This is a genomic window from Brachyspira hampsonii (assembly GCF_001746205.1).
Classification (GTDB): Bacteria; Spirochaetota; Brachyspiria; order Brachyspirales; family Brachyspiraceae; genus Brachyspira; species Brachyspira hampsonii_B.
Map to the genome: position 1 here is coordinate 122,414 of NZ_MDCO01000010.1, position 19,333 is coordinate 141,746.

A 19,333-nucleotide genomic window follows, 5' to 3' on the forward strand; every position below is an offset into this window, starting at 1 on the left:
ATATTTACAACTGTCAAATATATGCTGTTTGTTTAGAGATTTGAAGAGAAGTTGATGAAAGTAATTAGATTTATAGTATTTGCATGTTTTTTGGTTATTTTTATAGTTATAGCAAACATAATTCATAAGAATATTAATTCGTATGAAGTTGTAGACATAAAAAATCCGTTTACTTATTATAATTTAATAACATATAGTAATAATGAAATTAAGTCATTAGCTTCTTTATCATTTAAAGATTCATTTGAAAGTTTAGCTGAAATGTTTGATATAGATGCCTTCTTTGCAGTAAATAATATACTAAAAAAAAATATAAAGATTAGAGAAGATGATGCTCAATTAGTTGTATTTACCGGAAGTAATTATATAATGCAAATAACCATTAATAGCAGCTATAATGTTGATACTTTATTTGATAATATATTGAACAGTTTGAATTCTAATAATATACAATTAGAAAAGTATTCTTTAGATGATGAAGAGGGGGATATTTTAGCTGAAATTTATACTCATAAAACTGATAATTATAAAATAGTCATAACGAAGAGTTATATGTCAAATTCTAGTAATTTATCCATAGATTATGTTAATTTATTAGAATTATGATATTTTTTCTGTATTATTTGTATAAAAAATTATTTTTTTCTTGACAAATAATTTACTTGATATAATATTACTAAATAAGATTGATTATTAATTGCTTTAGTAAGGAAATTAGGTTATGAATAATACAAGAAATACAATACAAAAGCAGGTGATTTTAAATGCTGTTAGAGAGCTTAAAAATCACCCAACTTCAGAAGAAGTTTATAATTATATAAAACCAAACTTTCCATCTATAAGTTTGGGTACAGTGTATAGAAATCTAAATTTGCTGTCAGAAACTAAAGAGATTCAAAAATTATCTATAATAGATGATGCTGTTCGCTTTGATCATATAACTAACGATCATTATCATTTTCAGTGTGGTAAATGTAAGAAATTGTTGGATATACCTATGGAATATCAGAAAAAACTAGATGAATTAGTTTCCAAAGAATATGATGTAGATGTATTTAAACATGATATTGTATTTACAGGTACTTGCAAAAATTGTAAAGATTGTTAATTAATTTGTGAATTTTCATAGCATAAATTTATTATGATTTTTATTTTTTGATGATTAAGTATATTGAAAGTCTTGATTTTAATATTTATATTTTATATACTAATTATATAACATTTTAAATTTAAGGAATAATTATGTCAAAAGGCTATTTAGCTTTAGTGCTGCATGCTCACTTACCTTATGTGAGACACCCTGAACATGAAAATTTTTTGGAGGAAGAATGGCTGTATGAAGCTATCACAGAAACTTATATACCTCTACTAGATGCTTATGACAGAATGGTTAATGATGGTGTTAACTTCAAGATAACTATGAGCGTAACTCCTCCTCTTATGAATATGCTTGCTAATGAATTGCTTCAAAATAGATATGTTAATTATATAGAGAAGTTAATAAAATTATCAGAATTGGAGTGTGAAAGAACTTCATTAGATCCTAGTTTTCATTATACTGCTGAATTCTATAAAAATAAGTTTAAAAAGATAAGAGATATTTTTGTTTATAAATATAATAAAAATTTATTGAATGGTTTCAGATACTTTTTAGAGAGAGGGAATTTAGAGATAATTACCTGCGGTGCGACACATGGATTTTTCCCATTTATGCAGGAATATCCTAAAGCAATAGAAGCCCAATTAAAAATGGCTGTAAAAACCCATGAAAAACATTTGGGCAGAAAGCCTACAGGAATATGGTTAGGCGAATGTGGTTTCTTTCCCGGACTTGAAAAGCATCTTGCCAATAATGGTATTAAATATTTCTTTGTTGATACTCATGGTATAATGTATGCTGATAAAGTACCTAAATATGGAGTTTATGCTCCTTTATACTGTTCAAGAGAGAGTAGGGTAGCAGCTTTCGGAAGAGATATAGAGAGTTCAAGAAGCGTGTGGAGTGCCGAAGTAGGTTATCCGGGAGATTTCAGATACAGAGAATTTTATAGAGATATAGGTTATGATTTGCCTTTCGAGTATATTAAAGATTTTATACAGAGCAACGGACTTAGAAAAAATACAGGAATAAAATACTATAGAATTACAGGAAAAGACTGTCCAAAAGAGCCTTATAATCCAGAGTGGGCTATGGAGGCAGCTGGAGAGCATGCTGGAAACTTTATGTTCAACAGAGAAAAACAAATCGAGTATTTAGATTCTGTTATGGACAGACCTCCTATAGTTGTATCTCCTTATGATGCTGAACTTTTTGGGCATTGGTGGTATGAAGGTCCTATGTTCATAGAGTTTTTAATGAGAAAGATACATTATGATCAAAACACTATAGAAACCATTACTCCTAAAGAATATTTAGAAAGACATCCTGTAAATCAAATATCAATGCCTTCAATGTCAAGCTGGGGAGCTAATGGATACGGAGAAGTTTGGCTTAATGGTACTAATGGCTGGATATACAGGCATTTGCATAAAGCTGCTGAGAGAATGATAGAATTGGCACATGATTATTATAATGAAACAGGGCTTTATGAAAGGGCATTGAATCAGGCGGCCAGAGAATTACTGCTTGCTCAAAGCAGCGACTGGGCTTTCATTATGCATACAGGTACTATGGTTGAATATGCTGTTAATATGACAAAATTATATATAAAGAGATTCACAGACCTCTATTATGCTATTAAAAACAGAGATTTGAATGAAGAATGGCTAAGAAAAATAGAGTGGCGTGATGATATATTCCCAGAGATGGATTTTAGAATATACAGTTAAATAATTTTTTTAAGTAAATATAAAAGAGTATGCGTATTTATAATGCATACTCTTTTTTTAGCTATATAAAGACTTATTTAAAAATTACTTGACAATATTAGTTTTGATACAAGTTTAATTTATAAAGATTAAATGATTTTTTAGCATTATGAAAATGACAAGAAAAAATTATTTAGCTATAAATTACAATAATTTACTATTATATTTTTTTATTATAATTGATATGGGAATATTTTTATTTATTTCTTCTTCAAGATTATAATTGTTTAGTATGTATAGTAATTCATAACCATTCGGCATTATTCTTATATAGGCATCTGATAAATCTTCAATATTTACAGGATAATAAGGTATTCCTAAGCATTTATTATCATATAAAATCTGTATATGATTTATAAAATTATTTCTTTTATTTTGATAATCATTTTCTATTTTTGCATTTGATTCATTTAATTCGTTTTCTGATATTTTATTTTCATTGTATACATCGAATTGTTTTGATAAACTGCTTCCAATTATTTGATAAGAAGAACTATTATATATAAACTCAAAAATATCTTTAATAAGATTAAAATCTATTTTCATGATTGTAATATTATTATAAAAAATTTGGAGATGGCGGGACTCGAACCCGCGTCCTACGAAGCGTACCACATTCGTCTACATAGCATATCTTATCTTTAAGAATTTCGCCTTATAGGTAGAAGACAAGCAGAAAAACTACAAGACTAGCATGAGTATACTTAATATCAGGCTCATACGGCACCCAATACAAGTTCTATGTGTTTTGGCACCGAAAAAGTAACCCATAGACAAACTACTTAATCAGCGGCAGCTTTAATTAAGCTGCAAGTGCGTATTCGTCTGCACTTATTGTTCAGTATGATATTAACGTGCATACACCTAGCACGACTATGCAAAATATGTTCCAACCATCGCAGTCGAAGCCGGAGCATCCCCCCTTCAAAGATCAAACATGTATTTATGATATCATTTATACAAAAATTGTCAATACATTTTTAACATATATTTTTTATAAATTTTATTAGCTTTTTGGAAGAAGTTTTACAGGATCTATAGATCTTCCCTGATAAGAAATTTTAAAATATAATTCGCTTCTGTCTATCATACCTGTATTTCCTATATCTCCTATATAATCACCTTTTTTCACAATATCCCCAAGTTTAACATTTATTTTAGAAAGATGGGCATAAGAGGTATTATATCCGTTTTTATGTTTAAGTATAATAACAGTACCGAATCCTCTTATATTATCAGCATATTCCACGATTCCATCATCAGAAGCTATAACTTTATCGCCTACATCTCCTAATATATTTACACCTCTGTTTGCAAGTTTATCAGAAGCTACTCCATATCCTGAAATTATTATTCCTTTATAAGGCCATATAAAAGAACTTTCAGGCAATAAACTGTCATCATTAAAAGAGTATGGAACCATTTTGGCTATTTTTATTTTTATATTTGCTCCTGCATATAATTTATATTCATTCGCATTTTTTATATTATTAAGCTGCATTAAATCTCTTAAATCCATTTTATGTTTTTGAGCTATGGAATATAAAGTATCTCCGCTTTGTACTTTATAATTTGATATTACTAAAGCAGTTGTTTTTTTAGGATTAGCATATACTTTAAGAGTATCTCCAATTTTCAAAATATATTTATCATTTATATTATTTATGGAATATAACTCTACTAAATCCATTCCCCTTGCTAATGCTATTTCGCTTAAAGTATCTCCGTTTTTAACTTTATAATTTTCTAAGGTTCTATATGAAGATTGTTTTGAAGAACTGCTTATATTAATATTATCATATATTTTTAAAGTATCTCCGATTTTTAGTACATAATTATTATTAAGATTATTTAACTCAAGCAGGTCTTTTAGAGACATAGAATTTTTTAATGCTATTTCTCCAAGAGTATCTCCGTTTTTTACTTTATATGTTTTTATAGTTTTGCTTTGTGCATTAGATGTATTTGCTCTTGCATATATTTTTAATTTTTCACCTGTTCTTAATTTATATTTTAAAGGATCATCTATATTATTAATTTTTAGAAAATCATTTACGCTGATATCATTTTGAAATGCTATTCCATATAAGGTATCGCCGCTTTTAACAGTATAATATTCTATTTCTTTTTCTGCCTCTTTTTCATTATTTGTATTATTTTCTTTTTTAGATGATTTTACATACATAGTTTTACCTACATATAGTTTATATTTATCAGGATCATCTATATTATTTATCTTCAAAAATTCACTTGCTGTCATACCATGAGAGAAGGCTATTCCATATAAAGTGTCTCCGCTTTTTACTTTATAAGTATCATAACTTTCTGTATTGTTATTATTAATATTATCTATATTATTATTTGAACTTGAAGCATTACTTTCTTTTTGATTGTTTGCCACTTTAAGAGTTTCTCCAACTCTAAGATTGTATTTATTGGCATCTTTAATATTATTTATAGCCAGAAATTCATTAGCAGTCATTCCATGTGCGAATGCTATGCCAAATAGAGTATCTCCATTTTTTACTTTATAGTCTTTATATGAGCTTCCTTCCTCTCCTTTCAAGCCGAAAACTTTATTATCAGAATCATACACAAGAGTATAGCCTTTTTCTTTTACTTTTAAAATTTCTCCAACTTTAAGATTATATTTATCAGGATCTTTAATATTATTTATTTTTAAAAATTCATTTGCACTCATGTCATGGGCAAATGCTATTCCAAATAAAGTATCTCCATTTTTTACTTTATAATCTGTATAATCAGCAGCAAAATTTAGAGAAGCGAAAGTGCATCCTATAATAGAAGCATATTTAAAAATATTTTTCATAATTATTATTTTCAGTTCAATTCTGAGGCTTTAATTTGCTATTTCAAAAACATCATCCATAGGCGGATCAGAAGGCATAACTGTAACAGTTACCTCTTTAACACTAGACATCTGAGGTCCTATTTTGATTTTTTCTATAAACTCATCAATATCATTTTTAGTCTGTAAATATCCTATGACTTCTACAGAACCGTCATAATTATTCCATACTTTTCCGCTGACTTTCATTTCATCAGCTACCTGTTTGGCATAGTACCTGAAACCTACGCCTTGAACTCTTCCTTTTAATATAATATCTACTTTAAACATATATAGATTATCGGAAATATATTTTATTGAATTTATATGAATAAATAAAAATTGACAATTTATACGAAGGGTTATAAAATACTTAAAATGTACAATATAGAAATTACTATAAAAAATATTGATTTAAAATTTATTTCAAATGATAAGTTATTTTCGCCTAAAAATATAGATATAGGAACATTATCTATGATTGATGAGGTAAATTTTGAAAATGAGAATAAAATTTTAGATTTAGGATGCGGATACGGAGTTGTGGGAATATTAGCAGCAAAGATAATAGGTGAAAATAAAGTAGTTATGTGCGATATAGATTCTGAAGCTGTAGAAGCATCAAAAAATAATGCTGTTTTAAATAATGTTTCAAATATCAGTATTGTTCAAAGCGACGGATTAAAAAGCATAATTGATAAAGATTTTTCTATGATACTTTCTAATCCGCCTTATCATACAGACTTTTCTGTTGCTAAGCATTTTATAGAATCAGGTTTTTATAAACTAACATTGAATGGTAAATTCATTATGGTAACTAAAAGGCTTGATTGGTATAAAAATAAACTTTCATCTGTTTTCGGCGGTGTAAAGGTGAAAGAGAAAAATGGATATTATATTTTTATATCTGAAAAGAGAAATATGCTTGACTCAAATAAATTAAAGAAAAGATTAAAAAAAGAGAATAGAGATACTCTTAAAAGTATGAAATCTAATAAAAAGAATTATAAATGACCTATTATAGGAAGTCCTGTTATATAGAAAAATAATATATTAGCCAAAAAGCCTATTATAGTACCAAAAATTATACCGAATATTACATCAAAAGGATAATGAAGTCCTACATATACACGGCTGAATGCTATAAGAGATGCTATAGGGTAAAACAGCAAAGCAGAATATAAACTATAGCTTCCCATAGAAAATGATACCGAAAAAGCTACCATTGTATGACCTGATGGAAATGAATGCTTATCAGGAGGGTACATAAATGGTATTTTGGCATGCTTTTGATAGGGACGCGTTCTGCTGAAGAAACTTTTTATATATAAAAATAAAAATATGCAGATAAATATTCCCGTTACGGCTCTTGAAAAATATAAAGGGGCATAATCTATTCTAAACATATAAAATATCAAATAAATTATCATCCATATATATCCGTCTCCCATTCTGCTCATAAATTTCATAAAGGTTTTTACAGGACCTTTTCTATTATCTTTAAATATTTTTAAGAATAATTTACTGTCTATATTAGACATAAATCTTATCAATGGAAGATTATTTATATAGCTGAGCCTTTTTTGCTTTCTTCGCTTTTTTAGAATTTTTTTAATTTTTTTTCTAATTTTTCTCTGATTTTTTGGGCTATCATCATTAATGTTATTTTGTTTGTTTTCCATAAAAAGAAGTCCGATTTAATGATCTATAATAAAATACCATAAAATATAAATAAATCAACTATTAAAAAATATTATAATGTATATTAATTTTAAAATATTTAGTGAATTTTGTAAAGTTTCCGAAAATAAAATAAACATATAAAAAAATTCATTTTTAGGATATGAAAAGGTGCTTGTAGGAAATGATGCTTATGAAAAGTTTATCGATTATATAGAAAATATTATAAACTTTAATTTTTTATCTCATATACCCGGTTCTGATGATACTGTAGAAATGCAAAGAGAATCTATTATTAATATAGTGAAAAGATCAAATACTAATGAATCTTTTTTAGAATATATATCATATACATATACGATATTTGAAAATGATATAATCAGACAATTACTATCTATTTCTTGGATTAAAGGAAATGGGGAAGAAGATAAAATAATCAATGATGATAAGTTTGAACTAAATAATGAAGAATTAGTTAATTATGTATCTATACTTCTAGTTTTAAGAGATATAATGCATACAAGTTATATAGCATCTCTTCCTCTATATTATGAATATAAATATGAGCAGAAAGAGTTTATTGATAAAGCAAGAGAAATGATAGAACATTCTGTATCTAATATATCTACTTTAGAGAATATTAATCCCATATTTATATCAATAGCGGCAAAAAGTGTTCTTCCTTATTCTATGACAAATGATGAGCTTTCTTCCTCATCTAAGCTTATAGCAATACTTTTTAATTTATCAAGAATAATGGCTTCATATCCTTATACTGATAAGATTATTGAAAATACTCAGCCTATATTCTCAAGTGCTTTATATAATTTGGTGAATAATGCTTCTTTCTTGGGATTGGATTATAAGATGATAAGAGTGATATACGATAAAGCAAAGATAGGAGAAATAAATTGGAAAAATTAAGTAAATATAATATAAACTTTATAGTATCTGCTATATCATCTTTAGTTATAATATCAATGTGTGCTTATATGATTTTAAATTTACCGGCATATATCATGAAAATATTGATGTTTATAGAATTTTTATGTTCTTTTTATTTTGTATGTGTTTTATTTTACAAAATGAATAAATATTCAAGAATTGAGACTTTTTTTTATTTAATTATATATTTAGTTCCTTTTATACTGTCTATACTTGGACTTTTTTACATAACTAACTTTTTTTCTTTAAACAGAGTATTTTTAAGAGAAAATATTATATCTTCTTTTCTCACTAGAGGATATCATGTTCTTTTTATTTTTTATATATCACATATAATATACTTTTTTTATTTGTTTAGTATTGAGAATAAGAATACTTTTTACGCTTTGATATCTTCAAATTTTATTATAGTTATTTCTGTGATAATGGCTGTTATATTTATAGTATTATATGGAATAATAAATTGGGTTTTTGACAATAAGATAATAACTTCGTATGAAGATAAAAAAAATGAAATAATATATGAGGCAGGGCTTGCTTTTTCTCAGAATGCTGACAGGGATGAACTTGAATATGAGGGGTTTGCTAAAAGTTATGAGATGGTTCTTGTATATTATGATAATGAGTTAAAATACAGATCAGAAGATTGGGATAATTTTGAAAGAAGTAATTTGCTTTTTGAAGTTTCTATTATGCAGGGAAACGGATTTTTATTTATGGGAAGCGGAAAGGAATTTATTTATCCATATTATATGTTTATACTAATATATGTAATAATAAATTCTATTATACTAACATGTTCTATAATGTTCTTTAAATTATTCTTGGAGAGAAAATTTAATGGTTATGTTAATATTATGATAAAAGGTTTTAAAGAAGATAGTTATATATATGCAATAGATACTGATAAAATGGACGATACAGAAATAAAGAAATTGTCAGAATTATATAATAAAAAACTGCTTACATACAAGTATAGAGAAAGATTTATAAAGATGTTTACAAGATAAAATTTATTTTTTATATATAAAATTTTAGCATCAATAATCAGTTATTATCTATAGTATATAAAAATTATTAACCATTTAATAGCATTCTGTTTGATATTTTTTTAATTCTGTTTAATTAGAAATTACCTGAAACTTTTTTTTACATTTTATCGTCTAATATGCTATAATATTAAGATGATTTAAAAATATAAAATTAAGAAAACATTTATGAGAACAATAATAGAAACAGTTGTAAAAAGACCTGTAACTATACTTATGGTTATTCTATCAGTGATTATTTTAGGTATTGTAAGCCTGTCAAAACTTTCAATAGATTTCATGCCTAGTATAGAAGTTCCTTATGTAAGCATATATACAAGCTATAGAAATGCCGGTCCTGAGGAGATAGAAAAATCGGTTACCAAAATCATTGAAGGAGCTGTAGCTACGGTAAATGATATAAAAGAAATTACTTCTACATCAAGAGAAAATGCATCGGATGTAACAATAGAGTTTAATTGGGGAACAGATTTAAATGATGCTTCAGAAGATATAAGAGAAGCATTGGAACAGGTTATAGATTTGCTTCCGGATAATGCAGAAAAACCTGTAATAAGGAAATTTAGTACAGATGATATTTCATTAATGGAAGTTGCTGTTTACGGCATAAATGATCAGGCGGCTTTATATAATATAGCGGATAATCAAATAGCACCTCAAATAAAGCAGGCTAAAGGTGTAGCTCAGGCTGAAGTTTTAGGTGGATTAAAAAATGAAATAAAAATAGATGTTAATTTAAATAGATTAAAAGCATATAATATTAATATAAATGATATAGCTTCTGTACTTGCAAGGGATAATAACAACTTAGTAGGAGGACAGGCGAATCAGGGTTTTTACAGATATACAATAAGAACAATGGGAGAAATCAAAAGTGTTGATGATATAAAAAATACTATTATTGATTTGAAAACAGATGATTTAGGCAATTCTTCTATAGTAAAAATACAGGATTTAGCTGAGGTTTATGAAGGATATGATGATGATGTTAATATAATAAAGATTAACGGTGAAAATTCTATATCAATATCTGTAAGTAAAGAGTCCGGAGCTAATACGGCAGAAGTTTCTAAAAATGTAATAAAGCAATTAGAAGAATATAATTTTCCTCAAGGCATAAAATACGAAATAATGTTTAATACAGCAGATAGTATAAATGAGTCTATAGCAGGTGTTCTTGATGCTGCTTGGCAGGGCGGACTTTTTGCAATTATCGTTCTTATGATATATATGTGGAATATTAGAACTGTATCTATAATAGCCATATCAATACCTCTTTCTATAATAGTAACTTTTACTCTTATGTATTTTATGGATGTTACTTTAAATGTGATATCTCTTTCAGGACTTGTGCTTGGAATAGGGATGATGGTTGATAATTCCATTGTAGTGCTTGAGAATATATTTTATTACAGACATCATGGCTATGGAAAATATTCATCAGCTATTAACGGAGCTTACAAAGTATCGCTTGCTATTTCAGCTTCTACTTTTACTACTATTGCTGTATTTCTTCCTTTTTTATATATTGAGGGTATGGTTAGTCAAATTTTTAGAGATTTATGTATTACAGTTACAATATCAATGATAGCTTCATTGCTGGTTGCTATTTTGATAGTACCTATGTTCGGAGCAAGACTTATAACAAATAAAAAATTAAAACTTTTGTCAAAATTTGAAGCTTTAAGTAATAAATACATACATAATAATATGAAAAATCTTTATGATAAAATTCTGAGTTTTGCAATAAGACGAAAAAAAACAGTATTAATACCGTCTATGGTACTAGTATTTGCAGTGATATTCTTAGGTGTTAATTTTATTGGTAAGGAGGGATTTCCTGAAACAGATGAAGGTCAGTTTATGGTTCGCGTAACTATGCCTATAGGTACAAAATATGAACAGACAGAGTCATTTATTGGGCTTATGGAAAATGATATAAGAGAAATAGTTAAAGATGATTTAATTAAAATTCAATCAAGGATAAGAAAAGGAAATGAGGCAAATAGTGCTAATATAAGGATAGAATTAAAATCTAAAAGCAATGGAAGAAAAGGGAGTATTGAAGATTATATAGAATTGGTAAGAGAAAAACTTCAAATATATCCGGCAAAAATAAATGTTATGGCATTGGGTTCTAGTTCAGGAGGATCATCAGGAGAGGCTATAAAAATAGAGATGCTTGGAGATGATGTTGAGCAGGCAAAAGAACTTGGCGACAGAATAGTAAGTGCTATATCAAATATAGAAGGCATAAGAGGGGCAATGGTTGATATTGATGAATCAAACAGGGAACTTCAAATATATGTTAATAGAGACATTGCCGCTAAAATGGGACTTAAAGTTAATGATGTTGCAAGAATAATAAATACAAGTTTTGCAGGAAGAACAGCTACTACAATAACTCCTGAAAATTCTGACTTTACAGATGTAGATGTTAATGTTCAGCTTGAAAATATTGATAAGGTTACAATAGATGATGTAAAAAAGATAAGCATACCTGTAAAAGGTGTATTGATACCGTTATCATCAATAGCTGACATAGTAAAAAGTTACGGTCCAAATAGAATATACAGAAAGGAGCGAAAGAGGTATACAACTGTAATTGCCAATATTTATGAAAGACCTTTAAATGAAGTTATTACTGAAGTAAGAAACACCATAGATAATAATGTTTTTATACCAAATGGAATATATATAAATTACGGCGGAGATTTTGAAGATATGAATGAAGCATTCGGACAGTTAATACAGGCTTTGATTTTGGCTTTAGTTTTAGTTTATGCAATAATGGCTAGTCAGTTTGAATCTTTAATAGCTCCTTTTGTAATAGCATTTGCAATTCCTTTTGGATTTGCAGGTTCTCTTATTGCCTTGTTTATAACGAATACAACACTCAATGCTTATAGTGCTATAGGTTTTATAGTTTTAATTGGAATAGTAGTTAATAATGGTATAGTATTAATAGATTATATGAATCAGATAATGCATGAGCAGCATATAAAAGGAGATGAAGCTGCATTGCTTGCAGGAAAAAGGAGATTAAGACCTGTACTTATGACAACACTGACAACTATATTAGGTATATTGCCTATGACTTTAGGTATAGGAAGCGGAAATGAAATGTATAAGCCTTTAGCTACAGCCTTATTGGGAGGGCTTGTAGTTTCTACTATGTTTACATTAATTATAGTACCAACAATTTATGCAGCTATTAGAAACAAAATACCTCTTAAAGATTATGATAAAAAGGATAAGGAAAGTGCTAATGATTTTGCGGTTAATAATGCTTTAAATTCAAAATCATAAATATTTTAATTATTAGAGTTTATATATGAGCAAAAAAATTTTAATTATAGGAAGTATAAATAAAGATCTTGTTATAACAGCTCCTCGTTTTCCTAATGAAGGAGAAACTATATTAGGCAGCAATTTTTATACAGGTAATGGAGGAAAGGGAGCAAATCAGGCTTGTGCTATAGCTAAATTGGGCGGCTGTGTGAGTATACTAGGAGCTGTTGGAGATGACAGTTTCGGAAAAGATTTATTTTATGCTTTGGAGTCTAATAATGTTAATACGGATAATTTAATAATAAAAAAGAATGTTTCTACAGGTATTGCAGTTATCACGGTTACTGATTATGGTGCAAATAATATTATTGTGGCACAAGGAGCTAATGCTTTAATTACAAAAGATGATATAAAAGAAGAGCTGATATCTTTATATGATATTATAGTGCTTCAGCTTGAAATACCTTTAGAAATAGCTGAATATTCTGCATATATTGCTAAGAAACTAGGAAAAACGGTTGTTCTTAATCCTTCTCCGGCGGTAAAACTTAATAAAAATTTTTTAAGTTATGTTGATATATTGATGCCTAATGAAACAGAGATAGATATTATAGGCGGTGCAGATTATGCTTTTGAGTGCGGAGTAAAAAACATAATACTTACTTTGGGGGCTAACGGCTGCGATTTAATCAATAAAGAAAGAATAAAACATTTTGATGCTTATCAGGTTAATGTTTCCGACACTACTGCTGCAGGAGATAGTTTTTTGGGAGGAGTTGTGAGAATGATGGCAGATGATAAAACTATTGAAGAAGCTATTTCTTTTGCTATGAAAGTATCTAATATAACAGTTACAAGAAAAGGTGCAATAGATTCCATACCAACTTATGATGAAGTTATTTCTCAAAAGTGGTAATATTTTTATTTTATAAATATATTGTTTTTATATTATTGACATATTGACTTTTTTTACTATACTAAAAACTATATATAGTAAAACTAAAAGAGATTTTATTTATGAAAAAATATTTATTTATATTATCATTTATGCTGCTTGTTATGTTTTCAGAAAAAGAATGCAAAGGACCAGACGGAGACAGCAAACCAACACCTTTCAGAAAAGAAACAGAAATGATTTATAATAAAAGACATAATTTAAATTTAAACGATGTTTTTTATAGTATAATGATATTTGCCGTAATTTCTTTGCCTTCATTATATGTTATAAATAAAAAAATAAATTAAAGACTATTTGTAAAATTGCGGAGAATATTATGATAAATGTAGAAGATTTAATAGATGTAGAAGGTGCAAATATAAATGAAGATGATTGGAAATTGTATAAAGTATTTAAGCCTATGAAAATTTTTGGTAAAGAATTAGAAAGTTTATTTGATATAGGTGTTCATAAAGTTTTGAAATTAGAGGATATTATAAACGATTTGAAATCCCATATTAAATTATTGTCAGATTCAAGGGAAGAATTAAAGAATGCCTACGGCGATTTTATGTTTATAGATGTAGATGATAATTGGTATGATAATTTAGAAATATATAAAATCCTAATAAAAGTAAATGATGACGGCAGTATAGATTCCAAAGTAGATTGCGGAGATGATGAAAATATATTCAGTGTATATTTTAAGGATAATGATATAATTAATATTATGGAATCAAATATAAGATAGATTTAATTCCATATAATTAATAGCGTTTTATATAGTATAGGAAGTATTACAACAGTTAAAGCCCCAGCAATACCTATTGCAAGCCCAGACATAGCCCCTTCAGTCTCTCCGAGTTCTATAGCCTTACTAGTTCCTACAGCATGGGAACAAGTACCTATTGCAAGCCCTACTGCAAGAGGAGATTTTATTCTAAATATTTTGCATACAAAAGGTGCAGTGATAGCTCCTACTACTCCAGATATAATAACCGATAGAACAGTTATAGATTTCATTCCTCCCATATTTGCAGTTATATCTACAGCAATTGCAGTAGTAACGGACTTTGTCAGCAGAGAAGGAAATAATTCCTGAGATATTCCAAGTAATTTTGCTGAAATAAATATTCCGGTAATACCTAATGAACTTCCGATAGCTATACTTATTAATATTACAGCCAAGTTAGCTTTTAATATAGGCATATTTCTATATATAGGCAGAGCCAGTGCTACAGTTGCAGGTCCTACAAGAGCATTTATAAATTTTCCTCCGCTTTCATTATAAACTGTGTAAGGTACTTTCATAAAATATAGAGAAAAACCAACTAATATTACACTAGTTACTAAAGGTGTAAGTACAGGTAATTTAGTTTTTATATATATAATATATGCTATTATATATGCTATTAAAGTTATTACTATTGGTATTATAGGATTTTGTATAAATAATTCTTTCATTTTGATTTCCTTATTTTAGAGAATATTTTTTCTAAAGATTGAGCTGAGAGACCTGTTATAACCATTATAATTATAGTTAGCAATAAGCATATAATAACAAAAGGTATTATTTCTGCTTTAACATATTTGTATTCATCTATAATAGCCAAAGTTCCCGGTATAAAAAGCATTGACATATTTGCTATTAATAAATCGCTTGCTTCATCTATATGATTTTCTTTTATTATTCCAAATGCTAGTAATACAAAAAGAAGTATCATACCTATTACATTACCAGGTATAGGAAGTCTTAAAGTTTTACTAAATATATCAGCTATAGAGTATATAGAAAAAATAATTGTGAATTGTTTTATTAATTTCATTTTTTTATTTCCAAACTATAATAAAGTTTTATTTTTTGATAATAGATTATATAACTAATTTATTGTTTTTCAATAGCTTAATACTATTAAAAATAATGTTTTATATAAAAAATATTATTTTTATATTTAGTTATTGACATAATTTTTTTTTAGGTATATAATAGCATACCTTGTAAATTATAGGCTATCTAAAAATGTTTTAAGGAGCAAGAAATGGCAGGTGCTAAAGTAAAAACAGAACAAATCCATCTTCAATGCACAGAATGCAAAAGAAAGAATTATATAACAACAAAAAATAAACAAAATGTTCCGGAAAAATTGGAGTTAAAAAAATATTGTCCTCATGATAAAAAACATACAATTCATAAGGAATTAAAAGTATCAAGATAAATAATTCTGAAATTAAGAATGTTTATAAATTTGGGTCAGTAGTTCAATTGGTAGAGCACCGGTCTCCAAAACCGGGTGTTGCAGGTTCGACTCCTGTCTGACCTGATTGTATCTAAATCGTTGTAATATAATTTAAGGTAATGTTTATGGCTGATAAAAAGAAAAATAATATAATCGACTCCATCAAAGAGATAAAAAAAGAACTCTTTGAGAGAAGTGTTTGGCCTACTCGTCAAGATGTAATGAATCAGACAGTTATTGTTATAATACTTCTTGTTTTAGCATCAGCTTTTTTGGGAGCTGCTGATTATGTGGTAACATTTTTGACAAGGGCTTTATTAGACGGTTCTATTTTGGGTAGCTTAATATCTTCTAAAATCACATTAGTTCTTATTCTTGCCATAGTTGTTCTATTTGTGGTATATTTTGCTATTCGCTATATGAGAAAAAATAGATATAATAGGTGAAAAACATGTCTGAAGAAATATCTGATATAAAAGATTATAAATGGTATATAGTTCATACTCAGCACGGTTATGAAAATAAAGTTCGTGAGCGTATAGAGAAAAGAGCTAAAGAAAATGGTATGACTGACCTCATAGTTGATATATATATACCTTCAGAAACAGTAACTTCTACAAAAAATGGTAAGAAAGTTTCTAAAGAGGAATTTTTTTATCCGGGCTATGTTCTAGTAAAGATGATAATGAATGATGCAACACAGTCTATGGTTAGAAGAACTCCAGGCGTTGCAGGATTTATAGGAAGTCATGCTACAACTAAAGAGGAAGGTAATATTATTCCTACTCCTTTAAGTGAATCAGATGTTGCTCGTATATTCTCTGACAGAGAAGAAAAAACTAAAACAGGCATCAATGAAATTATTGGAATGGAATTTGATATAGGTGAAAAGGTTCAGGTAATAGACGGACCTTTCAATGGACTTAATGGTATAATAGAAAATATTAATTCTGATAAAGGAAGAGTAACAGTAAAAATAGAAATATTTGGAAGAAGCACTCCTACAGAATTGGAATTCAGTAAAGTAAAAAAGTTATAATTTAAAAAGATATTAATAAAAATAAATAAATCAAGAGGTAGTAAAAATGGCTAAAAAAGTGGTTGGTATTGTAAAGGTTCGCATACCGGGCGGAGAGGCAACACCTGCTCCTCCATTAGGACCAGCATTGGGTCAGAAGCAGATACAAATAGCCGCTTTCGTTAAAGATTTTAATGCAAAAACTTCCAAAATGAAAGGGCAGATATTAAATACCTACATAACAGTGTATGAAGATAAAACTTATACATTTGTTACTAAAGGTACATCTACTTCTACACTAATTAAGAAAAAATTGGGCATAGAAAAAGGTTCTGGAGAGCCTAATAAAACTAAAGTTGCTACAATCAATCAAAAGCAGCTTGAAGAAATTGCTCAGGAAAAAATGGCTTATATGTCAGCTAATGATATAGAAGCAGCAAAAAAAATAGTTGCGGGTACAGCCCGTGCTATGGGTATTAAAGTAGAATAATCATTAAGAAGCATACCATTTATTAATTAGAATAAATGGGAGTAAACGTTTGAAAGAAAAGGAAGAAAACAATTATGGCTACAAAAGAGAAAAAAATAGGTGGCAAACGTTACGACGCTATAAGAAAGCAAGTAGAGAAATTAAGACTCTATTCCGTAGATGAAGCTATTGAATTAGCTAAGAAAAACGCTACCTGTAAATTTGATGAAACTATTGAGGTAACAATAAACCTTAATATATTACCAAAACACTCAATAAGAGATACATTATCATTCCCAAATGCCTTTGGTAAAGAAAAAAGAGTAGTAGTATTTGCTCAGGGAGAAAAAGCTGATGAAGCTAAAGCAGCAGGAGCTGTAGAAGTTGGTTTTGAAGATTTAATAGATAAAGTTAAAGGCGGATATACTGACTTTGATGTTGCTATTTCTACTCCGGACTTGATGAAAGAAGTAGGTAAATTGGGACAAATTCTTGGAAGAAAAGGTCTTATGCCTAACCCAAAAACAGGAACAGTTACACTTGATATAGCACAGGCTGTAAAAAGTTTCAAAGCCGGAAGAATGGAATACAGAGCTGATAAAAATGGTATAGTAAGAATGGGTATTGGTAAGGCTTCTATGAATGTTTCTCAATTAAATGAGAATTTCAAAGCATTCTATGATGAAATTTTAAGAAAAAAACCTACAGACTTAAAAGGTGAATATATCAAAGCAGTTGGTGTAACATCTACAATGGGTGTGGGTATAAAAATAGATCATAAAAAAATCAAAATGTAATTAATTTAGCGATAAACCTGTTTTGTTTTTGGCGAAGTCGTATTTTGTGATCCCATTATATGAATAGTTACAGCAAAATGGTTTAATATAATAGAGGTGGTATTTATGCCTAATAAGAAAAACATTGAAACAGTATCATTGCTTAAAGAAACTATGGGAGCATGTGCTGGTTTGGTATTCTTCGATTACAGAGGGGTAACAGTAGCACAGCTTACAGATTTAAGACGCGAATTAGCAAAGACTTCTTCTTCAATGAAAATATGTAAAAACTCTTTGGTTGATATTGCTTTAAAAGAGTTAGGCAGAGAAGTAAAAGATGAGATGTTCATTAATCCTACTGCTGTAGTATTTGCTAAGGAAGATGTTCCTAGTGCAGCTAAAGTGATAAGTGAAGCATCTAAAAAGAATGATAAAATCAAAATCAAAGGCGGTTATATGGGGGCAGATTTGCTTGACCCAGCACAAGTACAAGTTGTAGCAAATATTCCGCCAAGAGAAGTTTTACTATCTCATCTTGTTACAGCACTCGAGTCTCCTATATCAAGTTTTGCAAACAGTTTGCAAAGTATTATATCAGAACTTGCTTATGTGCTTGACAGTGTTGAAGAAGAAAAGAAAAAATCAGCTTAATATATTAGCTGACAAATTATTAATTAAAAAATTATTTTTACAATTTTAAGGAGATAAACAATGGCTTTAAGTAAAGAAGAAATATTACAAGCAATAGAAGAAATGAAAGTTATAGAGCTTCATGAATTAGTAGAAGCTATTAAAGAAAAATTTAATGTAACAGCAGCTATGCCTGTAGCAGCAGTAGCAGCAGCTCCAGCAGGCGGTGCAGCAGCTCCAGCTGAAGAAGAAAAAAATGAATTTGACATCATTCTTACAGGTTTTGATGCAGCTCAAAAAATTGCTCTTATTAAAGAAGTTAGAGCAGTTAGCGGCTTAGGCTTAAAAGAAGCTAAAGATGCTGTTGAAAAAGGCGGAGAAACAATCAAATCAGGCGTTTCTAAAGAAGAAGCTGCAGCTATTAAGAAACAATTAGAAGCAGCAGGCGGTAAAGTTGAAGTTAAATAATTATTTTTGTCAATATATCATTAACATTTAATGATTCGTATATAGGAAGGGTATGAGTATTTATACCCTTCTTATTAGTGTATTTAATAATTCAGTAAAACTAAAAGCGTAAAAGCG

General features: G+C 28.4%; 23 protein-coding genes, 1 tRNA gene and 1 other RNA gene. 18 read left to right on the plus strand and 7 right to left on the minus strand.

Going from position 1 to position 19,333, the window contains the following annotated elements:
- Positions 1-54: 54 nt before the first annotated feature.
- From BFL38_RS08180 to BFL38_RS08190, 3 genes are all read left to right on the plus strand, one after another.
- Positions 55-606 (plus strand): hypothetical protein, encoded by a 552-nt coding sequence (locus BFL38_RS08180; RefSeq protein ID WP_069726598.1) that lies wholly within the window; start codon positions 55-57, stop codon positions 604-606.
- A gap of 115 nt (positions 607-721) precedes the next feature.
- Positions 722-1,108, plus strand: a complete 387-nt coding sequence (locus tag BFL38_RS08185) for a Fur family transcriptional regulator (RefSeq protein ID WP_069726599.1) — start codon at positions 722-724, stop codon at positions 1,106-1,108.
- A gap of 134 nt (positions 1,109-1,242) precedes the next feature.
- Positions 1,243-2,829, plus strand: a complete 1,587-nt coding sequence (locus BFL38_RS08190; protein ID WP_069726600.1) for a glycoside hydrolase family 57 protein — start codon at positions 1,243-1,245, stop codon at positions 2,827-2,829.
- Between the two features lie 183 nt (positions 2,830-3,012).
- On the opposite strand, the gene BFL38_RS08195 is transcribed toward BFL38_RS08190, so the two are convergent.
- From BFL38_RS08195 to BFL38_RS08210, 4 genes are all read right to left on the minus strand, one after another.
- The gene (locus BFL38_RS08195; RefSeq protein ID WP_069726601.1) at positions 3,013-3,414 is read right to left on the minus strand and encodes a hypothetical protein; all 402 of its coding nucleotides are present in this window, start codon (positions 3,412-3,414) and stop codon (positions 3,013-3,015) included.
- Positions 3,415-3,438: 24 nt separating this feature from the next.
- Positions 3,439-3,789, minus strand: a transfer-messenger RNA (tmRNA) gene (gene ssrA / locus BFL38_RS08200).
- 85 nt (positions 3,790-3,874) lie between these two features.
- Positions 3,875-5,698, minus strand: coding sequence for a LysM peptidoglycan-binding domain-containing protein (locus BFL38_RS08205; protein WP_069726602.1), 1,824 nt, complete (start codon positions 5,696-5,698; stop codon positions 3,875-3,877).
- A 30-nt stretch (positions 5,699-5,728) separates the two neighbouring features.
- A complete protein-coding gene (locus BFL38_RS08210; protein ID WP_069726603.1) occupies positions 5,729-6,007 on the minus strand; it encodes an acylphosphatase in 279 nt (92 codons plus the stop codon).
- 87 nt (positions 6,008-6,094) lie between these two features.
- On the opposite strand from BFL38_RS08210, the gene BFL38_RS08215 reads away from it, so the two are divergent.
- Positions 6,095-6,730, plus strand: a complete 636-nt coding sequence (locus BFL38_RS08215) for a class I SAM-dependent methyltransferase (protein WP_069726604.1) — start codon at positions 6,095-6,097, stop codon at positions 6,728-6,730.
- Here BFL38_RS08215 and BFL38_RS08220 read toward each other — a convergent pair.
- Positions 6,721-7,398 (minus strand): phosphatase PAP2 family protein, encoded by a 678-nt coding sequence (locus BFL38_RS08220; RefSeq protein WP_069726605.1) that lies wholly within the window; start codon positions 7,396-7,398, stop codon positions 6,721-6,723. The genes BFL38_RS08215 and BFL38_RS08220 overlap by 10 nt on opposite strands.
- A gap of 169 nt (positions 7,399-7,567) precedes the next feature.
- On the opposite strand from BFL38_RS08220, the gene BFL38_RS08225 reads away from it, so the two are divergent.
- The 6 genes from BFL38_RS08225 (at position 7,568) to BFL38_RS08250 (ending at position 14,369) form a co-directional block, all read left to right on the plus strand.
- Positions 7,568-8,320: a pyridoxine kinase gene (locus BFL38_RS08225; RefSeq protein ID WP_069726606.1), complete on the plus strand. Its 753-nt coding sequence runs from the start codon at positions 7,568-7,570 to the stop codon at positions 8,318-8,320.
- Positions 8,308-9,351, plus strand: a complete 1,044-nt coding sequence (locus BFL38_RS08230; protein WP_069726607.1) for a hypothetical protein — start codon at positions 8,308-8,310, stop codon at positions 9,349-9,351. The genes BFL38_RS08225 and BFL38_RS08230 overlap by 13 nt, the downstream gene beginning before the upstream one ends.
- Before the next feature lie 207 nt (positions 9,352-9,558).
- The gene (locus BFL38_RS08235) at positions 9,559-12,699 is read left to right on the plus strand and encodes an efflux RND transporter permease subunit (RefSeq protein ID WP_069726608.1); all 3,141 of its coding nucleotides are present in this window, start codon (positions 9,559-9,561) and stop codon (positions 12,697-12,699) included.
- 25 nt (positions 12,700-12,724) lie between these two features.
- A complete protein-coding gene (locus tag BFL38_RS08240; RefSeq protein WP_069726609.1) occupies positions 12,725-13,597 on the plus strand; it encodes a ribokinase in 873 nt (290 codons plus the stop codon).
- Between the two features lie 101 nt (positions 13,598-13,698).
- The gene (locus tag BFL38_RS08245) at positions 13,699-13,926 is read left to right on the plus strand and encodes a hypothetical protein (protein WP_069726610.1); all 228 of its coding nucleotides are present in this window, start codon (positions 13,699-13,701) and stop codon (positions 13,924-13,926) included.
- A 29-nt stretch (positions 13,927-13,955) separates the two neighbouring features.
- Entirely contained in the window at positions 13,956-14,369 is a 414-nt protein-coding gene (locus BFL38_RS08250) for a hypothetical protein (RefSeq protein ID WP_008728865.1), read from the plus strand.
- Between the two features lie 2 nt (positions 14,370-14,371).
- Here BFL38_RS08250 and BFL38_RS08255 read toward each other — a convergent pair whose 3' ends face one another.
- Together BFL38_RS08255 and BFL38_RS08260 are read right to left on the minus strand one after the other, a co-directional pair.
- A complete protein-coding gene (locus BFL38_RS08255; RefSeq protein WP_069726611.1) occupies positions 14,372-15,082 on the minus strand; it encodes an LrgB family protein in 711 nt (236 codons plus the stop codon).
- A complete protein-coding gene (locus BFL38_RS08260; protein WP_069726612.1) occupies positions 15,079-15,444 on the minus strand; it encodes a CidA/LrgA family protein in 366 nt (121 codons plus the stop codon). Before BFL38_RS08260 ends, BFL38_RS08255 begins: the two co-directional genes overlap by 4 nt.
- A 213-nt stretch (positions 15,445-15,657) precedes the next feature.
- On the opposite strand from BFL38_RS08260, the gene rpmG reads away from it, so the two are divergent.
- The 8 genes from rpmG to rplL all read left to right on the plus strand — a co-directional run bounded on the left by rpmG (position 15,658) and on the right by rplL (position 19,216).
- Entirely contained in the window at positions 15,658-15,834 is a 177-nt protein-coding gene (gene rpmG, locus BFL38_RS08265) for a 50S ribosomal protein L33 (protein ID WP_008723772.1), read from the plus strand.
- Positions 15,835-15,866: 32 nt separating this feature from the next.
- A tRNA-Trp gene (locus BFL38_RS08270) sits at positions 15,867-15,939 on the plus strand.
- 41 nt (positions 15,940-15,980) lie between these two features.
- Positions 15,981-16,301, plus strand: a complete 321-nt coding sequence (gene secE / locus BFL38_RS08275) for a preprotein translocase subunit SecE (RefSeq protein WP_069726613.1) — start codon at positions 15,981-15,983, stop codon at positions 16,299-16,301.
- Between the two features lie 5 nt (positions 16,302-16,306).
- A complete protein-coding gene (gene nusG / locus BFL38_RS08280; protein WP_069726614.1) occupies positions 16,307-16,894 on the plus strand; it encodes a transcription termination/antitermination protein NusG in 588 nt (195 codons plus the stop codon).
- A gap of 46 nt (positions 16,895-16,940) precedes the next feature.
- Positions 16,941-17,363, plus strand: coding sequence for a 50S ribosomal protein L11 (gene rplK / locus BFL38_RS08285; RefSeq protein ID WP_008723779.1), 423 nt, complete (start codon positions 16,941-16,943; stop codon positions 17,361-17,363).
- 74 nt (positions 17,364-17,437) lie between these two features.
- Positions 17,438-18,139, plus strand: coding sequence for a 50S ribosomal protein L1 (rplA, locus tag BFL38_RS08290; protein WP_069726615.1), 702 nt, complete (start codon positions 17,438-17,440; stop codon positions 18,137-18,139).
- A 105-nt stretch (positions 18,140-18,244) separates the two neighbouring features.
- Complete coding sequence (gene rplJ, locus BFL38_RS08295; RefSeq protein WP_069726616.1) at positions 18,245-18,769, plus strand: 50S ribosomal protein L10; 525 nt, start codon at positions 18,245-18,247, stop codon at positions 18,767-18,769.
- A gap of 60 nt (positions 18,770-18,829) precedes the next feature.
- Positions 18,830-19,216, plus strand: coding sequence for a 50S ribosomal protein L7/L12 (gene rplL, locus BFL38_RS08300; RefSeq protein WP_008728857.1), 387 nt, complete (start codon positions 18,830-18,832; stop codon positions 19,214-19,216).
- Positions 19,217-19,333: the final 117 nt, after the last annotated feature.

What these genes read in the sequence shown, in the direction of transcription:
- BFL38_RS08210 (WP_069726603.1), bottom strand. Translation starts at nt 6,007, where the DNA reads ATGTTTAAAGTAGATATTATATTAAAAGGAAGAGTTCAAGGCGTAGGT.
- BFL38_RS08190 (WP_069726600.1), top strand. Translation starts at nt 1,243, where the DNA reads ATGTCAAAAGGCTATTTAGCTTTAGTGCTGCATGCTCACTTACCTTAT.
- BFL38_RS08185 (WP_069726599.1), top strand. Translation starts at nt 722, where the DNA reads ATGAATAATACAAGAAATACAATACAAAAGCAGGTGATTTTAAATGCT.
- rplL (WP_008728857.1), top strand. Translation starts at nt 18,830, where the DNA reads ATGGCTTTAAGTAAAGAAGAAATATTACAAGCAATAGAAGAAATGAAA.
- BFL38_RS08205 (WP_069726602.1), bottom strand. Translation starts at nt 5,698, where the DNA reads ATGAAAAATATTTTTAAATATGCTTCTATTATAGGATGCACTTTCGCT.
- rpmG (WP_008723772.1), top strand. Translation starts at nt 15,658, where the DNA reads ATGGCAGGTGCTAAAGTAAAAACAGAACAAATCCATCTTCAATGCACA.
- BFL38_RS08260 (WP_069726612.1), bottom strand. Translation starts at nt 15,444, where the DNA reads ATGAAATTAATAAAACAATTCACAATTATTTTTTCTATATACTCTATA.
- BFL38_RS08245 (WP_069726610.1), top strand. Translation starts at nt 13,699, where the DNA reads ATGAAAAAATATTTATTTATATTATCATTTATGCTGCTTGTTATGTTT.
- BFL38_RS08240 (WP_069726609.1), top strand. Translation starts at nt 12,725, where the DNA reads ATGAGCAAAAAAATTTTAATTATAGGAAGTATAAATAAAGATCTTGTT.
- BFL38_RS08195 (WP_069726601.1), bottom strand. Translation starts at nt 3,414, where the DNA reads ATGAAAATAGATTTTAATCTTATTAAAGATATTTTTGAGTTTATATAT.
- BFL38_RS08215 (WP_069726604.1), top strand. Translation starts at nt 6,095, where the DNA reads ATGTACAATATAGAAATTACTATAAAAAATATTGATTTAAAATTTATT.
- nusG (WP_069726614.1), top strand. Translation starts at nt 16,307, where the DNA reads ATGTCTGAAGAAATATCTGATATAAAAGATTATAAATGGTATATAGTT.
- rplK (WP_008723779.1), top strand. Translation starts at nt 16,941, where the DNA reads ATGGCTAAAAAAGTGGTTGGTATTGTAAAGGTTCGCATACCGGGCGGA.
- BFL38_RS08235 (WP_069726608.1), top strand. Translation starts at nt 9,559, where the DNA reads ATGAGAACAATAATAGAAACAGTTGTAAAAAGACCTGTAACTATACTT.
- BFL38_RS08255 (WP_069726611.1), bottom strand. Translation starts at nt 15,082, where the DNA reads ATGAAAGAATTATTTATACAAAATCCTATAATACCAATAGTAATAACT.
- BFL38_RS08180 (WP_069726598.1), top strand. Translation starts at nt 55, where the DNA reads ATGAAAGTAATTAGATTTATAGTATTTGCATGTTTTTTGGTTATTTTT.
- rplJ (WP_069726616.1), top strand. Translation starts at nt 18,245, where the DNA reads ATGCCTAATAAGAAAAACATTGAAACAGTATCATTGCTTAAAGAAACT.
- secE (WP_069726613.1), top strand. Translation starts at nt 15,981, where the DNA reads ATGGCTGATAAAAAGAAAAATAATATAATCGACTCCATCAAAGAGATA.
- rplA (WP_069726615.1), top strand. Translation starts at nt 17,438, where the DNA reads ATGGCTACAAAAGAGAAAAAAATAGGTGGCAAACGTTACGACGCTATA.
- BFL38_RS08220 (WP_069726605.1), bottom strand. Translation starts at nt 7,398, where the DNA reads ATGGAAAACAAACAAAATAACATTAATGATGATAGCCCAAAAAATCAG.
- BFL38_RS08250 (WP_008728865.1), top strand. Translation starts at nt 13,956, where the DNA reads ATGATAAATGTAGAAGATTTAATAGATGTAGAAGGTGCAAATATAAAT.